Here is a 17,465-nt window from a genome sequence, read left to right on the forward strand (position 1 = left end):
TGCTTATCGTTTCTATGGATGGGTTATTGTTCGAGTGGAGTTATCTCTCTATTCGAAATCTCCTGCTGGTATGCGTGGTACCTGTGTATTCGTTGTTTCTCTTATTTACAGGACTAAAGTTCTCGAGGAATAAGAAACAGTTTTAATTAAATTCTTTTTTCCTTTTTCCTACAAAGACCCCCATAAATCGACAAGGACTTTAGAACTCTATGTTGGGGTCGAGTATGAAAGGGTTGAATGAACGAATGTTTAGTACATTTGAACTAGGAATTGATTTAGGAACGGCTAATATACTCGTATATAGTAAAAATAAAGGTATTATATTGAACGAACCTTCTGTGGTGGCTGTAGATACAGTAACAAATAAAGTCATCGCAGTAGGTACCGAAGCAAAAGAAATGATCGGTAAGACACCAGGAAGAATTGCAGCAGTTCGTCCATTGAAAAAAGGTGTGATAGCCGACTATCATATGACATCAGAAATGCTTCGCCATATTATGTTGAAGGCGAGCAAAAAGCTAGGTTATTCATTACGCAAACCAAGTCTTGTTGTTTGTACTCCATCAGGAGCTACTTCTGTTGAAAGAAGAGCGATTCAGGATGCAGCAAGAAACAGTGGTGCCAAGCATGTTCACCTAATTGAGGAGCCAGTTGCAGCAGCAATTGGAGCAGACCTTCCAGTTGATGAGCCAACAGCCAATGTGGTTGTCGATATTGGTGGCGGTACAACAGAGGTTGCCATCATCTCATTTGGCGGTGTGGTCACATTTCAATCAATTAATGTTGGTGGAGATCAATTTGATGAGGATATCATCCAATATGTACGAAAGAACTATAATGTCCTTATTGGTGAAAGAACGGCTGAGCTTATAAAAATGGAGATTGGCTATGCGCCGATTGACCATGAAAAAGAAACATTAGACATCCGTGGTCGTGATCTTGTCTTGGGATTACCAAAAACAGTGACACTCTCATCATTTGAGATTCAAAAAACATTAAAGGACTCCTTAGCAAATATATTAGAGTCTGTCAGATCCACATTAGAGGGCTGTCCTCCTGAATTAAGTGGTGACATAGTCGACCGTGGAGTGATCCTAACAGGTGGAGGAGCTTTGTTGAAGGGTATCCAAGAATGGCTGAGCGAAGAAATTCACGTTCCCGTTCACATTGCACCAAATCCACTAGAAGCAGTAGCCATTGGCACAGGTCGTTCATTAAGCGTGATTAAAAAACTACATGCGATGTAGAAACAAAAAGCACTAACAGGTAAACTTCTACCATTAGTGCTTTTTTCATCTATTAATAGTTAGTGGCTAGATTGGTAAGGTCTCAACTATCTAGCAGACTGAATACACTCAAGACTCCCGCGGGATTAATGGCTAAAGTGAGACCCCGCAGGAGTGAAGCGAGGTCACTGAAAAAGTCCGATTTTTTTAGAATAAAAAATGATGTTGAAAAAACGGGACTCCAGATTCGCTTCTAAGCGACGTTTGAAGGGTAGGGAGACATTTTTGACCCCCTAAAAAACATCACTTTTCAAAAACAATGACTTTTTCAGTGGCCTCAGTGAAGCGACGAGGAGGCTCACCAGTCACCCCGCAGGACGAGGAGTGTATTCAGGCTACGGGTTTACAAATCAATCTCTATTACATATCCAGCATCTTTGATCTTTTGAACAATCTGCTCAATATGTGCCTGGTTTTTTGTTTCGAGCGATAATTGAATTTTCGTCTGTCCAGGAAAGACATTCGCACCAATGCGATGATGATTAATATGTAGGACATTCCCGTCTAATTCTGCAATCAGTTGTAAGAGCTTATGCAAGTGTCCTGGTTTGTCTGTAATATAAGTAACTAGTGATAAGAATCGCCCTGACTCCACCATTCCATGCTCAATAATTCTCGAGATAAAGTTCATATCTACATTTCCACCAGTAATGATTGGTACAATTTTTGCATTTTCAAGTGGAATTTTATTATAAATCAAGGCAGCTAAAGAACTTGCGCCAGACCCCTCAACTAACAATTTATTACGTTCAAGTAATAAAAGCATCGTCCGTGCAATTTCCATTTCCTCTACTGTGTAAATTTCATCTACATATGTTTGAATCAACTCAAATGTAAGATTTCCAGGACGTTTAACAGCTATCCCATCGGCCATACTTGGTAAGATATCGATTGTCAGTGGCTTATTAGCGAGTAATGACTCCTTCATGCTTGGACATGCTGCTGATTCCACACCATACACTTTAATTGAAGGCTTAAGTGTCTTTAACGCAAGAGCCACACCAGCAATTAATCCACCACCACCAACTGGACAAACAACTGCATCAATTGATGGTAATTGCTCATAAATCTCAAGTCCAATTGTACCTTGCCCGGCAATCACCGCTTCATCATCAAACGGGTGAACAAAGGTGGCCCCCATTTCTTTTTGTAAGCCTAATGCGTACTCTAGTGCCTCATCAAAAGTTGCTCCCTGAAGTTCAACATTCGCACCATATTTTTTCGTTGCTTCGACCTTACTCAAAGGAGCTCCCTTAGGCATGACGATTGTACATGGCACATTTAATTGGCTACTAGAATAGGCAACGCCTTGAGCATGGTTTCCTGCTGAAGCCGCAATCACCCCTTTTTCAAGTTCACCCTTACTTAGAGACGTCATCTTATTATAAGAACCTCTTACTTTAAAAGATCCCGTTTTTTGAAGGTTTTCAAGCTTAAGGTAGATGTCATTATTGCTTAGCTGGCTAAATGTATGAGAATGATCCAAATGTGTGTAATGCACAATTCCATTCATCTTACTTTTAGCTTCTTCTATTTCTTTAATGGTTATCATATGTACATCCTCCAATGAACGGAAAAAGTTTGTGACACTTAGTTTTTACAGTCTATTCATGATTATTCTATAACTTTCCATACACAAAAGGCTACCAATAAGGTAGTCGTATCATAAGATATTATGCTGTTTTTTGTACTTGTTGCTGTGTCATTCGTTTTTTTCGATTTTGAATATATCCAACACCTAAAAGTGAAGCAGTAATCACAGCAATAATTAAGTAGGAAATAGGTCCGTGACTGATGTGTAAGAAATTTGTTAATCGTTCTTCCTTTAGCATCATCTCACCTGCTGTCCAGGCTAAAATCCCAGAACCAACATAAGCAATCCAGACAAATTTCTCCATTGCTTTTACAATAAGCTTTGAGCCGAATATCATAATTGGAATACTAATAGCGACACCAAGTGCAATCATACCAATATGACCATGCGCTGCTCCAGCAACCGCCACAACATTGTCAAGACTCATCACAGCATCCGCCATGATAATTGTCCCGATTGCTTGTCCAAATCCGGTGCTAGATTTCACATGAGCTTCTCCCTCATCACCGATTAGTACCTTATAAGCGATGAATAAAAGCAGTGCTCCTCCAATTAAATTAACAAAAGGAATTTTGAGAAGATAAACAATAATTGCCGCAAATAGAATCCTTAAAACAACTGCTCCTGCTGTCCCCCAAAAGATCGCTTTGTTTTGCTGTTCCTTGGGTAGATTTCTGGTTGCCATTGCAATCACAATTGCGTTATCACCAGATAAGATGATATCAATTGCGATAATTTTGAGAAGAGCAACTGTCGCTCCTGTCGAGATTGCTATTCCTAGGATATTTAAAACATCCACTTGTCATGCGCCTCCTACGAAACTATTAAAATATGTTGCAATAAATAAGTATAAACAATAGTTAATTATAGCACTTTTCATTCATTTGCTATACTTTTTATTTTGCGATAGGAAGCCACACCTTTACATTTGTTCCTTTATTCACAAGACTATCAATCTCTATTTCTCCCCCATGGTCATTAATAATTCGGTGACTAACCATTAACCCTAATCCCGTCCCGTTTGCTTTCGTAGAGTAGAACGCTTTTCCGATAGATTCTAGCTTTTCCTTAGGAATACCTACCCCTTGATCAGATACTTCGATGCAGACCTTGTCATCTATTGCATTTACAGTGATTTCAATATTTCCACCGTTTTCCATCGATTCAATACAATTTTTAATCAAATTAATAAAGACCTGTTTAATCTTCGTTTCATCACAATAAATCTTCACATGATTTTCTTTTAACGGACTGATTAAATGAATTTGAATATTGTATAATATCGCCTGTGTATTTAATAGGAAAACAACCGAATCTAAGATATTTCGTAGATTTGTAAACTTAAGCTCCATTTTCTTTGGCTTTGATAACAGTAATAATTCTCCTACAATTTCATTAATTCTTTCAATTTCATTTAGCATGACCTTGGAATAACTTTTTCTAGTTAATTCGTTTGTTCCACCATGTTCAATCAATTGAAGAAATCCTTTTAAACTTGTTAATGGATTTCGAATCTCATGTGCAATTCCAGCTGCTAGTTCACCAATGACAGATAGATTCTCAGATCGACGGATTAAATCATCATTTTTCTCTATGAATTCAGCTTGACTTCCTTTTTCCTTTTTTTTGTACAAGGATAAGAAGAGACAACTAAATAAGCAAAAGAACAGGAGGCTAAAACAAATTAACCATGTCCTCACTAACGGTAAATCACTTATCATATAGATGATGAGTAGATTCGCAAGTAGAAAACCTCCTCCAACAATCATCCATACATGGAAATAGCATAACCTGTGTTCTTTCACTACTAAACCCCCTAATAACTTAAATGATGTTCCAACTTATCCAAATAAAAAGACCTAGCTCCTTGTTTAGAAGCTAGGTCATGTTTAAGACGTTTATTCTCACATTTACCCATTCATTATTCACTTTAAAATGAAGCATATTAAGCTATTATCGTGCTCTAGTTGCCAGTCGATAAAAATATCTGCGACTTCTTCCTTAAATATATCATCAAAACTTCCATCTTTATGGAAATAGAATTTTTCAAGCTCATCCTTTGTGACATATAGTTCATCCTTGAACCCTTTTTGTAGGAGTGCTTTCTCAATGGGTACCAAGATGCCATACCTTTTCACAACAATCATTTTTTGTGTGATTGATTTAATTTGTAGTCTTTCTGGTGCTTTTTGAACTAATTTACTCAATCGAATCACTTCTTTTTCTAAAAGTGAATGATCGAAATGGGCGTCCTTCTCAGCTGGAATCAAGACATCTTCAAGCTCTAGAACAATGATTCCTCTATTATTAGGATAATTCCAATCATGATAAAAAGTAAAAACCTCTGTCTCCAGCGTTACCTGTACCACACCACGTAATTCGTTCATTAAGCTATTAATAATCGTTGTCCTTGTTCGATCAACATCTGCAGATTGACCATTCTTCACTAATACAACTTCCATCGGAGAGATAAATCCCCGAATGTACATAATCAAATAATTATCTGAAGTTGCTGCAAAGCAAGACTCTGGCCCTCTACCAAATGTATTTCGAAGCAGTTTACTTGTGTAACTACTTATGTACTTTAATTGATCCTGTATGTTCATCTTATCCCTACCTTGTTGGGACAAAGAATATAATAACCATTGACTTTAATGACACTGGTCTATTCAATTGTAGCATAGTTATAAGCGTTGTCATATGATTTGGTTATATTTACTAATCCCAACTAAAATAAATAACTGTCTTTTAATATTATTTGGTTATTTTTGGTTATTTATACCTTAATTGAGAACTAGTAAAAGATAATATGTTTCTTTTTCATAATTCCAAAAGAGAAAAAGCTGTTCAATCTCTTTCTTGAAAATGCTTGTTAATGATTTCGTTTGTGAATGATAAAATTGCCGAATTTCTTTTTCCCGTTCTTTCATAAGTTCAACTAGTCCTTTTTTTAAGAGAAGTTTTTCAATCGGCATTAAATCAGCCTTACATTTCACGACATACATATTTTGACTGAGTTGATCAAGATCCACCTCTTTTATTTGTTGAACTAACTGATCTCCATATAACCTAAATTCACTTTCAACTTTAAGTTCAAGCCCTGGTTCTGCATTAGAATACGTTTGTTCTTCCCATTCACCCAAGATTACCCCTGTATTATTTAGGTAATTCCAATCTGTATAGAATGCTTCTACCCTTTTTCCAAAAGTAGACATTAGCATATCATTTAGTGAATGATAGATATCCTTCATCACTGTATTTCGAATACTTTCTGCTACCTGGATCTTTCCTTCACTAATAAGTGCTTCTTCAATTGGAGTTATGTATTTTTTTAAATGAATGACTATAAATTGATCTGATATTTGAGTGAAGCAATTTTCAGGGCCTTTCCCAAACTTCTTTTTAATAATTTTACTAGTATAGCTGCTTAGTGCTGTTAATTCTTCATGTTGGTTAATGCTGATAACCGTTTCTCTTCTCATGATACCCCCTACTTCTTCCTTTTCTAAAAAAAAACATAAAAAGGCCTAACCTCTATAAAGAAGTTAGGCCATGGATAGACTATATAATTTCTTCCATTTACCATTCAATCATCATATTTCATTTAATGTAGTAATTTCTTAAATCTGATAAAACAAGAATCAATGACGGATAGACATTAATCATTACTAATATATCATGTAAATCCATTTTCAACAATAAAAACCATTTGAATTTTCATTATGATGTGAAGAGATATTACATAGAAAGCCTAATTGTAATTTTTAACCGGTACTTTAAGAAAAACGGTTAATCCAATTTTTTTACAAATCGTCACATAATGCATCAAAGTTAATAAGACAGCCCCCATGTTCATTCCAATAATGATTCCTTCCATTTGTAATTCTTGCAAGGACCCTAGGATGAACATGACTAGAAATGCAATCAAATGTGACCAGACTGTATGAAATAGCGCATCCTTTAGTAAGCCAAGTCCAATTAAGTATGCTTGCATTGGAATTACAAAGAAATGGAATAAGAAGTACGGCCAAAGCATTTGTAGGTACACAGTAGCTGCAGATGATTCAAAGAACAAATGGGTTAATGGCTCTGCAAAGAAATAGAAAATCACCACTGCTGGTACTCCATACAGCATTGTAAATCTAAGAACCTTTTGTAATAACTGTTGTAGCTTGAATAGCTCTCCTTTTGAATAGGCCTCTGATACCGTTGGAATCAATACCGTTAATAATGAGTGAGCAATGAAGGCTGGAAAGAAACCAATGGTTAATGCTACACCCGCTAATAATCCATAATGCTCGGTCGCAACCGCTGCAGGCATTCCCGCTCTAATGAGCGCAGCTTTAATCAGAAATGGCTGAATCGCATGTGTAACCGAATGAAAAATCCGAAGACCGGTTGTCGGAATAGAGACAGACATGAGCTGCTTACTTATACTTCTTTTATTTACTCTCTCACTAGGTTGTCTATTTAAAAAGCGAACTCTAGCTCCATATTCGTAAATTAAGTAACCAAATACAAATATATCACTAATTACTAACGTACAAAGGGCAATCATCAGAGCCGTTTCCAAATTAAAATCGAACATCTGATAAATGAAGACGAGTAGAATCAATTGAATCGCTTTTCTTAAAAAATTCGAGAATGCGATTTTCCCCATTTTTTGAACCCCCATAAAATAGCCTCGAGCGATGGAGGTAAATGAGATGATTGGAATTAACGCAACCACTAACCAACGAACATATGGATGATAGTCATCAAATACTGAAATAAATGGGAGAATTAGCACACTTAGAATGACAAAGATGATTGTCATGATGATCGTTATTTTCATAATATGTTGAAGCATGCTGCGATGATATTTTTGCTCATGTTCGGCAATTAGTTTAGAAACTGAGATTGGTAGCTCTAAACTAGCGAGAATGACCACCAAAAAAATCGTCGGTAGGATGGTCATATATAATCCCATGCCGACCTCACCAAGTTCCTTTGCAAGAACCATGTTGAGTAAAAACTCTAAACACTCACCAATAAATGCGACCAATATCAGGACAATTGTTCCTTTTAGGAATGTACTCATGTTGTCATATCTCCTTCACTAAATTGCTTAATAATTAATGAATATGAGACAAGTCATCATTTTATTGTATAAATTTATGATTTTTAGTGAAAATTTACAAACTCAAATTTACTTTGCTAGCTTTTATCTAGGAGAAAACTCATATATAATCGTATATGTGTATTTCTTATAACAATAATTATATGGTTATGTTTAAATGAGAAGTTTCCTATTAGATAATCAAATCTAACCCGCAGCTTGAATACACTTCGCGTCCGGCGGGGTGTCTGGTGAGCCTCCTCGTCGCAAGCTCCTGCGGGGTCTCACTTTGGCCACAAATCCCGCAGGAGTCTACGTGTATTCAATCTGCTAGGATTTTCTCTCTCTTTTTACAATAAGAAAATTTTAATAATTAATTATCCTTCATAAGATAAAGGAGTTTTATAGATGAGTGTATTATCGGTAAAGAATTTGAGTCATGGTTTTGGGGATCGTGCGATTTTTAATGATGTTTCGTTTCGATTATTAAAGGGTGAGCATGTTGGGCTTATTGGGGCAAATGGTGAAGGGAAATCTACCTTCATGAATATTATTACAGGTCAGCTTCAGCCCGATGAAGGGAAAGTTGAATGGTCCAAAAATGTTCGTGTTGGTTATTTGGATCAGCATGCCGCATTAGAACGTGGTGCTTCGATTCGTGATGTACTTAAAAGTGCCTTCAAGTATATGTTTGATCTTGAAGCTGAAATTAATGATATTTATAACAAAATGGGTGAAGCGACACCTGAAGAATTAGAGCAACTTCTTGAAGATGTAGGTACTCTTCAAGATATCTTAACGAACAATGATTTCTACACAATTGATGCAAAGGTTGAAGAAATAGCTCGTGGTCTTGGATTAGAGGACATTGGCTTAGAGCGTGATGTCCATGACTTAAGTGGTGGTCAGCGTACAAAAGTGTTGCTTGCTAAGCTCCTGCTTGAGAAACCAGATATCCTTCTACTCGATGAGCCGACTAACTATTTAGATGAACAGCATATTGTTTGGTTGAAACGTTATCTGCAGGAATATGAAAATGCATTTATCTTAATCTCACATGACATTCCATTCCTAAATAGTGTTATTAACCTTATTTACCACATGGAAAATCAAGAATTGAATCGTTATGTTGGTGACTACGATAACTTCTTACAGGTTCATGAGATGAAAAAGCAGCAGTTAGAATCTGCTTACAAGAGACAACAACAGGAAATTTCTAAGCTAAAGGATTTCGTTGCTCGTAACAAAGCCAGTGTTGCTACGAGAAATATGGCGATGTCACGTCAGAAAAAGCTTGATAAAATGGACGTCATTGAGCTTGCAAAGGAGAAGCCAAAGCCAGAGTTTCATTTCAAGGCAGCACGTTCATCTAGTAAGCTAATTTTTGAAACAAAGGATCTTGTTATTGGCTACACAGAGCCACTATCTCGACCATTGAATTTAAAAATGGATCGTGGACAAAAAATAGCTTTAGTTGGTGCGAACGGAATCGGGAAAACAACACTTCTAAAGAGTATCCTTGGAATCAATAAGCCGCTTTCTGGAGAAGTTGAACGTGGTGACTATCAATATATTGGTTACTTTGAGCAAGAAATTAAAGAAGCGAATTACAACACTTGTATTGAAGAGATCTGGAATGAGTTTCCGTCCTACAACCAAGCTGAAATTCGCGCGGCTCTAGCAAAATGCGGACTAACGACGAAGCATATTGAAAGTAAGATTGAAGTATTAAGTGGTGGAGAAAAAGCGAAGGTTCGTTTATGTAAGCTGATCAATAATGAAACAAATATTCTTGTCCTTGATGAGCCAACAAACCACTTAGACGTTGATGCGAAGGATGAACTAAAGCGTGCATTGAAAGAATACAAAGGTTCGATTTTACTTATTTCACATGAACCTGAGTTCTACCAGGATATCGTAACAGACACGTGGAACTGCGAAACTTGGACAACTAAAGTGTTTTAAGGCATCATAAAAATTTAAACAAACGTTTGTTTAGTGTTTTATCTTTAAACAAACGTTTGTTTAATTGTTCAGCTGACTAGTGATTAGTCAGTTTTTTATATTGTTTTATCATTCGTTTCATTCGTTACAAACTTAGCCTTTGTTTCCAATTCTTCTTTTATCATTGTGGATCTAGCTTGAATCTGAGATGGGTCTAGCCCATTTCCAAGTGAACCATACAATGCCCCTTTTCTAGGGTCAACTAGCTCATTTCCTTGGAAGTATAAGCGTGGTGTTTTCCATAACGCTATTAATGCTTTTATCATAGGCATCTCATGATAGCGATCTGGCCACCTTTTTTTGATCTGCTCCTTCACCAAAGGATAATACTTTGAACTCATTCCTGGAAATAAATGATGCTCTGTATGATAAGAGAAATTAAAATGTAATACATCAACCCACTTTGGCACAGTGACAGTTAAACTATTAGCCAATGGATCATTTACTGGTACCAGTGGATTTAATCTGTGATTTGTTGAAATATAACTCATCACGATAAAATTAGCAATCAACAATGGGATTAAAAAGGCAAATAACCATTTTATCGGTCCATATATGAATAGTAAGCTAATCCATGTTGCCCAAGGTAGGATTAATTCCAACCATACCTTTGGTCTTTTCTTAACATTAAATTCTTTTATATATACTGTGAACATTTTCGCAGAATGTGCAGAAAACTGAATCGCTAATGAACAAAAACTGAAAACTGCACGAACTGATAGTGGCAGGCGATAAACCCATCGGAAAATTGGTTTTTTTAACATTCTTTCTAACGTCGGCCATGAGTCAGGGTCATGTTCGTCATCTTGTGTATGAACATGGTGGGTAAGATTATGCCATTTACGCCACAGACTTGGTCCCGTACTAAGTGGAAAAAATGCGATGGCACCAAGAAGATCACGTAGCCACCCTTTCCTAACGACCGTTCCATGGAGAATTTCATGACCTAAAAACCCCATTGCCGCAAAGCAAGCACCTAATATAACTGCAATGGCTCCATATATCATTACATGTAAATCTAAAAGCCCAATCACTAAAAAACCTGCAATCGTTACTAACAAATAGGCTAGTCCACCCCAAAGTCTGGCTGGTACTGGCTTAAATGCTTCCTTTGGAAGATGTGGTTTAATTCGTGCTGCATACCAACCAAAAGTATGTAGTTCTTTCATTTGCTACCTCCTAAAAAACGGTATTGATTCATATCTTTGGTTTTATTTCCATATTAATGTACAACAAAAGCCTTGTTTTTATTCAACAAGGCTTTTATCATTATTCGCTTCAATTGGAATTGCTTCATAGACTCGCTGTTGGAATAGTTCCTTTAATTTCTCGTCAAACCCTATGTGCTCACATAGAATGATGTTTTTATCGGGATTATTTACTTGGTACTGTTTCGTGATATTTTCGATTTCAACTGTAAATCCTCCTGAATACAGTAAATAAGGGATTATATAAATTTCTTCATATGTTTGCTTTAGAACATTCCCTAATTCATCTTTAAATGAAGGCTTAGACATATTCATATAACATGTAAATACATCAAACGGTTTATTATATCTCAAACGCTGTGCGATTTCCTCAAATTGCTTTAAAGAATGTACATCATAGCTCCCATGACTTACTAAAAGAACTGCTTTAAATCTTTTATTGTTATACTTTTTAGCCTCTAAACGTTCATTTAGGATTTGAATCATTGAGTCATCCTGACCAAAGGGTTGACCATAATAGAAGGGAATGTTGGGGTAGATTTTCTTAGCTCTCATCATTTCATTTGGGATATCTTCTCTTACATATGTTCCTGTTAGAAGGAGAATCGGCATGATTGTAACAGAAGTTGCCCCTTGTGAGATTACCGTTGAAATCGCCTCGATTATCGAAGGCCTTGTCCCTTCTAAAAAACCATAGCCCTGTAATGGGAAATCGACTACTGACATCATTTCCTTCACAAACGAAATAAATTGTGTATTACCAGACTCTGTTCTACTTCCATTACCAACATAGATCAATGCATCCATATGATTTCACTCCTTACATTACCAGATTGCAGAGGGATGCTATCTCCCTACCCTTTTGTAACATATAGTTAAATATACTATTCTCTTATAATCATTTATAGAGGGTTTACTTTCTTTAACCATAACAATTGACCGCTTTTCACCAGATTGTAACTAAATGTTCATACCTCATTCTTTAATCCTAATCTATATCTCGTCAGTAATAAGTGAAGTTTGTCACATTTACATTTTGTTTTATTACCCATTTCACATAACTGTCAAAAAAAAGAAGATAACACATGGTTATCCTCTCGTTTTCTTCGTATTTGTTTTGAATTTCTTAGGCTTATTTACAGATCGTTTGGCTACTTCGCTTCTTTTCTCTACAATTTGCCCTTTAAAGAAGTCTTTTTCTTCAACCTCTACATTCACCTTACGAGCAAGCTGCTTCAGTTCTCTCACTTCCCTGCCTGAGACAATTGAAACAACCGTACCAGAAGATGATCCAAGTCGCCCTGTTCTCCCAGATCGATGGGTATACTCTGTTACATCCTTAGGTAAATCATAGTGAACAACATGTGTAATCCCTTGGATATCTAGCCCTCTTGCTGCGACATCCGTTGCTAATAGCAGATTTGATTTCCCTGATCGGAAGTTTGATAATGCCGTCTGACGATCAGTCTTATTTGCATCACTATGTAGTACCTCGACTGGTACTCGTTTGAACTTTAGTTTCTCTGATAACACACTTAGATTTCCAATATCTCTTACAAAGACTAGTCCTCGTATGCCTTCAACTCTAGATAACTTTGCAATGACCTCAATTTTATCTCTTGATTCAGCAACAAAATAAATATGGTCAACCTGTGATCCTGTATTTACCTCTGTTCGCTCTACCCTAATTGTCTTTGCATGTTCAGAAACCATCTCTTTTACAATCGATTCAGCCTGCTCTGTTAAAGTCGCTGAGAAAAGAATGATTTGTCGATCCTTCAAAGTGGACTTAATGATGTCCTTCATTGTTTGTAGATGTTCAGGGACAAGAAGCTGATCACCCTCGTCTAGTACAAGCGTCTTTACTTCATGCATTTTAAACTTCTTTTGTTTGATTAACTCCAATACTCTTCCAGGAGTCCCAAATACGATTTGTGGCTTCTTTTTAATTTTTTCAAGCTGTCTCTTCACATTTGCTCCACCAATGAAGCTTGCTCCGTAAATGTCACTACCCTCAGACCACTTCTGAAACTCGCCAAATAATTGCATAACAAGCTCATGAGAGGAAGCAAGAATGACTGCTTGTATCTCTTTCTTCTCAACATCTATTTTATCTAAAATTGGAAGTAAGTAAGCCAAAGTTTTCCCTGTTCCAGTTGGGGATTCAGCTATTACATCCTGACCTTCTAATATGTAAGGGATTGTCTTTTCTTGAATTGGAGTTGCTTCCTTAAAGCCTGCCTTTGTCCAAGCATCTTGAATAAAAGGCTTCATCTTTTCTAAAACTGGCCAATTTGTAACCATGTAATTCTCCTTTAACTTCTTAATAATTCTTATTTTGTTCTATCTAGATCTTAACTATGAATATTTCTACGCTACTCACTATACCATACTTAAATGAATCAAAGAATATATGTTCACAGTAGTTGCTACTTAAAATTAATTAAACAAACGTTTATTTAATTAGCTGTTTTTCGTATAAATTGTTGCTTAGTCAGACGCAGCCTTAATAAAAAAGGTGGTGCCAGGCACCACCTTTTTCTAAACCATTTCTTCTGTTAGTTGATTTTCATACAGGTCTGCATAGAAGCCTCCTGCTTTAAGCAAGGAATTATGGGTCCCTTTTTCAATTAATTGACCATCCTTCAAGACAAGAATTTGGTCTGCATTTTGAATCGTATTTAACCTATGGGCAATGACGAAGCTTGTTCTGCCTTCCATTAATCGCTGAAGTGCTTCTTGTATTTTCAGTTCAGTAATCGTATCAATGCTACTTGTCGCTTCATCCAACACAAGCAAGGTTGGATTTGATAGAATTGCTCGTGCAATCGATAATAGCTGCTTCTGCCCTTGGCTAATTCCGTTCCCATCCTGGGTCAGCATCGTATCATATTTGTTTGGTAGCTTCATAATAAATGAATGAGCATTTGCTAGCTTTGCAGCCTCTTCAATTTCTTCATCTGTAGCATCCAATCTTCCATACCTGATATTTTCTCTGATCGTCCCTTGAAATAAATAGGAGTCCTGCAAGACAAACCCCATATTTGCTCTTAGACTTTCTCTTTTTATATCCTTAATATGATGTCCATCAATCAAGATTCTTCCTTTGTCTACCTCATAGAATCGTGATAACAGGTTAATGATCGTTGTTTTCCCAGCACCAGTCGGTCCAACCAATGCAACCGTTTCACCCTGTGCGACTGAGAAGCTAACTCCATTAACTGTATTCCCTTCTTTTTCATATGAAAAAGATACATCATCAAACTCTACATTCCCATGCTGAATTCGAAGATCCTTAGCATTTTTCTCATCACTTGCTTCTTCCTTTTCATCAATCACTTCAAATACCCGTTCTGCACCTGCAACAGCGGATAATAACGTATTGAACTGATTAGCAAGATCATTAAGTGGTCTAGTAAATTGTCTAGAATACTCCGCAAATATGACAATAACCCCAATTGAAATATAGTCATTTATCGCTAAGATCCCACCGATTGCAGCAATCACGGCAAAGCTCAGATTATTAAGCATATTCATTAGTTTAGGAATAAACCCTGAATAGGCTTGAGCCCAATAACCTGCTGCTCGTAGGCGTTCACTTTTTTCACTAAATTCCCGCTTCACCTTGTATTCCTGTGAAAAGGTTTTGACGATTCGTTGACCTGAAATGGTTTCTTCGATATACCCGTTCAAATCACCAATGCTTTTTTGCTGCTCCTTGAAGAAGACACCTGTACGATTAGTAATCCACTTCAACCCAAAGAACATCGTCGGAACAATAACCAACGTTAATAATGTCAATAATGGACTAAGTAATAACATCACTGTTACAGTTCCAATAAGTGTTAAGATACTCGAAAATATTTGGATCACTGAGCTATTTAAGGTTGAGCTAACATTCTCGATATCATTTGTTACTCTACTCATAAGTTCTCCATGCTGCCTTTTATCAAAGAAAGGAATCGGAAGCTTATGTAGATGTTTAAACAGCTGTGTCCTCATTTTAAAAACGGTATTTTGAGCAATCCCTATCATCCAATAAGCTTGAAACCATGTTGACAAAGAATGGAATACGTATATAAAAACAAGACTTAGTCCTAGCATAAGTAGACCATTTGTATTTCGGTCAACAATATAATCATCAATGGCCATCCCAACTAAATAAGGACCTAATAGCCCTAGAGCAGAGCTGATAATCACCATGAACAAGACAAGTGATAAGAGAACCCTACTTTCCGCTAAATAAGACCAGATTCTCTTAATTGTTCCTACCCAATTTTTCGTTTTCGGTTTCTTTTTGCTATCGCCTGATTCTTGATTAGCGGAAGCAGTTATAGCTATTTTCTTATATTGAAAAGGCGTGACAAGTTGTTTTAACATGCGTTACATAGCCTCCTCTCGATATTGCGATTGATAGATTTTCTGATAAAGACTAGATTCCTTTAATAATTGTTCGTGACTGCCTTTAGCAATGAGCTTCCCTTCTTCAATTAATAATATTAAATCAGACTCCACAGCCGTACTAATTTTTTGAGTAATAATCAAAGTTGTACATGTATATTGTTTCAACGCTTCTAATAATCTCGCTTCTGTTTTCAAATCAAGCGCACTTGTACTATCATCTAATAACAGAATCTTAGGCTTTCTGACCAGTGCTCTTGCAATGGATAGACGTTGTTTTTGTCCACCGGATAAGTTGACGCCTTTTTGACCAATGATCGTATCATAGCCTTTGGGCAAGTTCATTAGTGTATCATGAATTTGTGCATTCTTGGCAGCTGATATCATTTCATCAACTGTAGCATCCTCTTTTCCCCAGCGAATATTCTCTTTGACAGAACCAGTAAATAATAATGCCTCTTGTGGAACATAGCCAATCTGATTTCTCAAAGCAATCGATTGCATCGTTCGCACATCCTGGCCATCAATTAGAACTTCACCCTCATCAACATCAAACAAACGTGGAATCAGTTGAAACAATGAGGATTTACCTGATCCAGTTGCTCCTAATATCGCAACGGTTTGACCTGGTTCAACCTTAAATGAAAGATTCTCCAGAACCTTTGAATCTGTACCCGGATATGTAAATGATACGTCGTTAAATTCAATTTCACCTTCAAGGGAGGAAGACTCTAGTGATTCCTGCTGATCCTCAATCTCATCTATTTCAGTTTCTAATACTTCTGCAATCCTTCGAGAAGAAGCCTTCGCTCTTGAGAATGCCATGATGATGAATGAGAAAATTGAAAACGCTCCAGTAATTCTTGTTGCGTAATTGACGATTGCTACAACCTCCCCAACTTGTGCATCACCTATATTAACCATTGAGCTACCAAACCAAAGAACAGCTAAGATTCCGAGATTCATTACCAAGAGAAGAACTGGCATCGTTACTTCCATCAATCGTAATGCTGAAACAGTTTTGTCCTTTAACTGTTCATTTGTCTTTGTAAATCGTTTGACCTCATACTTTCTTCGCAAGAAAGCCTTTATTAATCTGATTCCTGTGAGATTTTCTCGCATAACGCCATTCACTCGGTCAAGTCTCTCCTGCACAGCTTTGAATAATGCATCTCCTTTGTTCATTACCCAATACAGGAAAATAAATAAAATTGGCATCACAATCAGGAAAATCAGTGACAATTTAAAATTCACGATGAGAGCCATAATGACTCCACCAATAATTAAAAGCGGAGCACGAAGCATAATCCGTAGGCTCATAAACACTGTATTTTGAACCTGTACAACGTCATTTGTCATCCTTGTTATTAGAGAGGATGTTGGAAATAAATTAAATTTACTAAATGAGAAGGACTGTACCTTATCAAAAATGGCTTTACGGATATCTAAGCCAAAGCTCTGACTTACATGGGCAGCATAAAAGGAATTTACAATCCCTGAAATAAATGCAAGAAGTGACATACCAACCATCACGATACCCCAATGAATAATGGTGGAAATATCTCCGGTCATAATACCGTCATCCACAATCTTAGCCATAAATAATGGCTGCAGAAGCTCGACAGTAAGCTCGACTAACATTAAGAATAATGCAACAAATACAGCTATTCGATATGATTTTAAAAATGACATGACTTTTAACATATGTATCCCCCAAACAGTCTACCTTTGATGTCTATTGTTATTTCATTAGCTTTACTAATATCTTGAATTTTATCTATTTATTATCATACTCCTTTTTTTGTTATTTTTAAATAGTTTGACATTTTTATTCTTCCAATGAAAAAAAGCAAAACCTGGACTCACCGGTTTTG

13 protein-coding genes are annotated in these 17,465 nt (G+C 36.6%); 2 read left to right on the forward strand and 11 right to left on the reverse strand.

What is annotated here, in order from left to right; genetic code table 11:
* Positions 1-245 precede the first annotated feature (245 nt).
* Positions 246-1,247 (forward strand): rod-share determining protein MreBH, encoded by a 1,002-nt coding sequence (gene mreBH / locus F7888_RS18170; protein ID WP_191782074.1) that lies wholly within the window; start codon positions 246-248, stop codon positions 1,245-1,247.
* Positions 1,248-1,629: 382 nt separating this feature from the next.
* On the opposite strand, the gene ilvA is transcribed toward mreBH, so the two are convergent.
* The 6 genes from ilvA to F7888_RS18200 form a co-directional block, all read right to left on the reverse strand.
* Positions 1,630-2,838 carry a threonine ammonia-lyase gene (gene ilvA / locus F7888_RS18175; protein ID WP_191781970.1) on the reverse strand — a complete coding sequence of 403 codons (1,209 nt, stop codon included), beginning with the start codon at positions 2,836-2,838 and terminating at the stop codon, positions 1,630-1,632.
* Between the two features lie 121 nt (positions 2,839-2,959).
* The gene (locus F7888_RS18180) at positions 2,960-3,679 is read right to left on the reverse strand and encodes a TerC family protein (protein ID WP_191781972.1); all 720 of its coding nucleotides are present in this window, start codon (positions 3,677-3,679) and stop codon (positions 2,960-2,962) included.
* Positions 3,680-3,776: 97 nt separating this feature from the next.
* The gene (locus F7888_RS18185) at positions 3,777-4,685 is read right to left on the reverse strand and encodes an ATP-binding protein (RefSeq protein ID WP_191781974.1); all 909 of its coding nucleotides are present in this window, start codon (positions 4,683-4,685) and stop codon (positions 3,777-3,779) included.
* A gap of 120 nt (positions 4,686-4,805) precedes the next feature.
* Positions 4,806-5,486, reverse strand: a complete 681-nt coding sequence (locus tag F7888_RS18190; RefSeq protein WP_191781976.1) for a Na-translocating system protein MpsC family protein — start codon at positions 5,484-5,486, stop codon at positions 4,806-4,808.
* 177 nt (positions 5,487-5,663) lie between these two features.
* On the reverse strand, positions 5,664-6,362 hold the full coding sequence (locus F7888_RS18195; protein WP_191781978.1) for a Na-translocating system protein MpsC family protein: 699 nt from the start codon (positions 6,360-6,362) through the stop codon (positions 5,664-5,666).
* Positions 6,363-6,631: 269 nt separating this feature from the next.
* Complete coding sequence (locus F7888_RS18200; RefSeq protein WP_191781980.1) at positions 6,632-7,960, reverse strand: polysaccharide biosynthesis protein; 1,329 nt, start codon at positions 7,958-7,960, stop codon at positions 6,632-6,634.
* A 426-nt stretch (positions 7,961-8,386) separates the two neighbouring features.
* Here F7888_RS18200 and F7888_RS18205 point away from each other — a divergent pair, with 426 nt between their 5' ends.
* Complete coding sequence (locus F7888_RS18205) at positions 8,387-9,943, forward strand: ABC-F family ATP-binding cassette domain-containing protein (protein ID WP_191781982.1); 1,557 nt, start codon at positions 8,387-8,389, stop codon at positions 9,941-9,943.
* A gap of 95 nt (positions 9,944-10,038) precedes the next feature.
* Here the strand turns inward: F7888_RS18205 and desB are convergent, their stop codons facing one another.
* The 5 genes from desB to F7888_RS18230 all read right to left on the reverse strand — a co-directional run bounded on the left by desB (position 10,039) and on the right by F7888_RS18230 (position 17,295).
* Entirely contained in the window at positions 10,039-11,151 is a 1,113-nt protein-coding gene (gene desB / locus F7888_RS18210) for a Delta(10) desaturase DesB (protein ID WP_191781984.1), read from the reverse strand.
* Positions 11,152-11,229: 78 nt separating this feature from the next.
* Positions 11,230-11,997: a sirohydrochlorin chelatase gene (locus F7888_RS18215; RefSeq protein ID WP_191781986.1), complete on the reverse strand. Its 768-nt coding sequence runs from the start codon at positions 11,995-11,997 to the stop codon at positions 11,230-11,232.
* A 282-nt stretch (positions 11,998-12,279) separates the two neighbouring features.
* Entirely contained in the window at positions 12,280-13,494 is a 1,215-nt protein-coding gene (locus F7888_RS18220; RefSeq protein WP_191781988.1) for a DEAD/DEAH box helicase, read from the reverse strand.
* Positions 13,495-13,731: 237 nt separating this feature from the next.
* Positions 13,732-15,570 (reverse strand): ABC transporter ATP-binding protein, encoded by a 1,839-nt coding sequence (locus F7888_RS18225; RefSeq protein WP_191781990.1) that lies wholly within the window; start codon positions 15,568-15,570, stop codon positions 13,732-13,734.
* A 3-nt stretch (positions 15,571-15,573) separates the two neighbouring features.
* Positions 15,574-17,295 (reverse strand): ABC transporter ATP-binding protein, encoded by a 1,722-nt coding sequence (locus tag F7888_RS18230; protein ID WP_191781992.1) that lies wholly within the window; start codon positions 17,293-17,295, stop codon positions 15,574-15,576.
* Between the last annotated feature and the right edge of the window lie 170 nt (positions 17,296-17,465).

This window comes from Litchfieldia stipae, from assembly GCF_014837155.1.
GTDB lineage: Bacteria > Bacillota > Bacilli > Bacillales > Bacillaceae_L > Litchfieldia.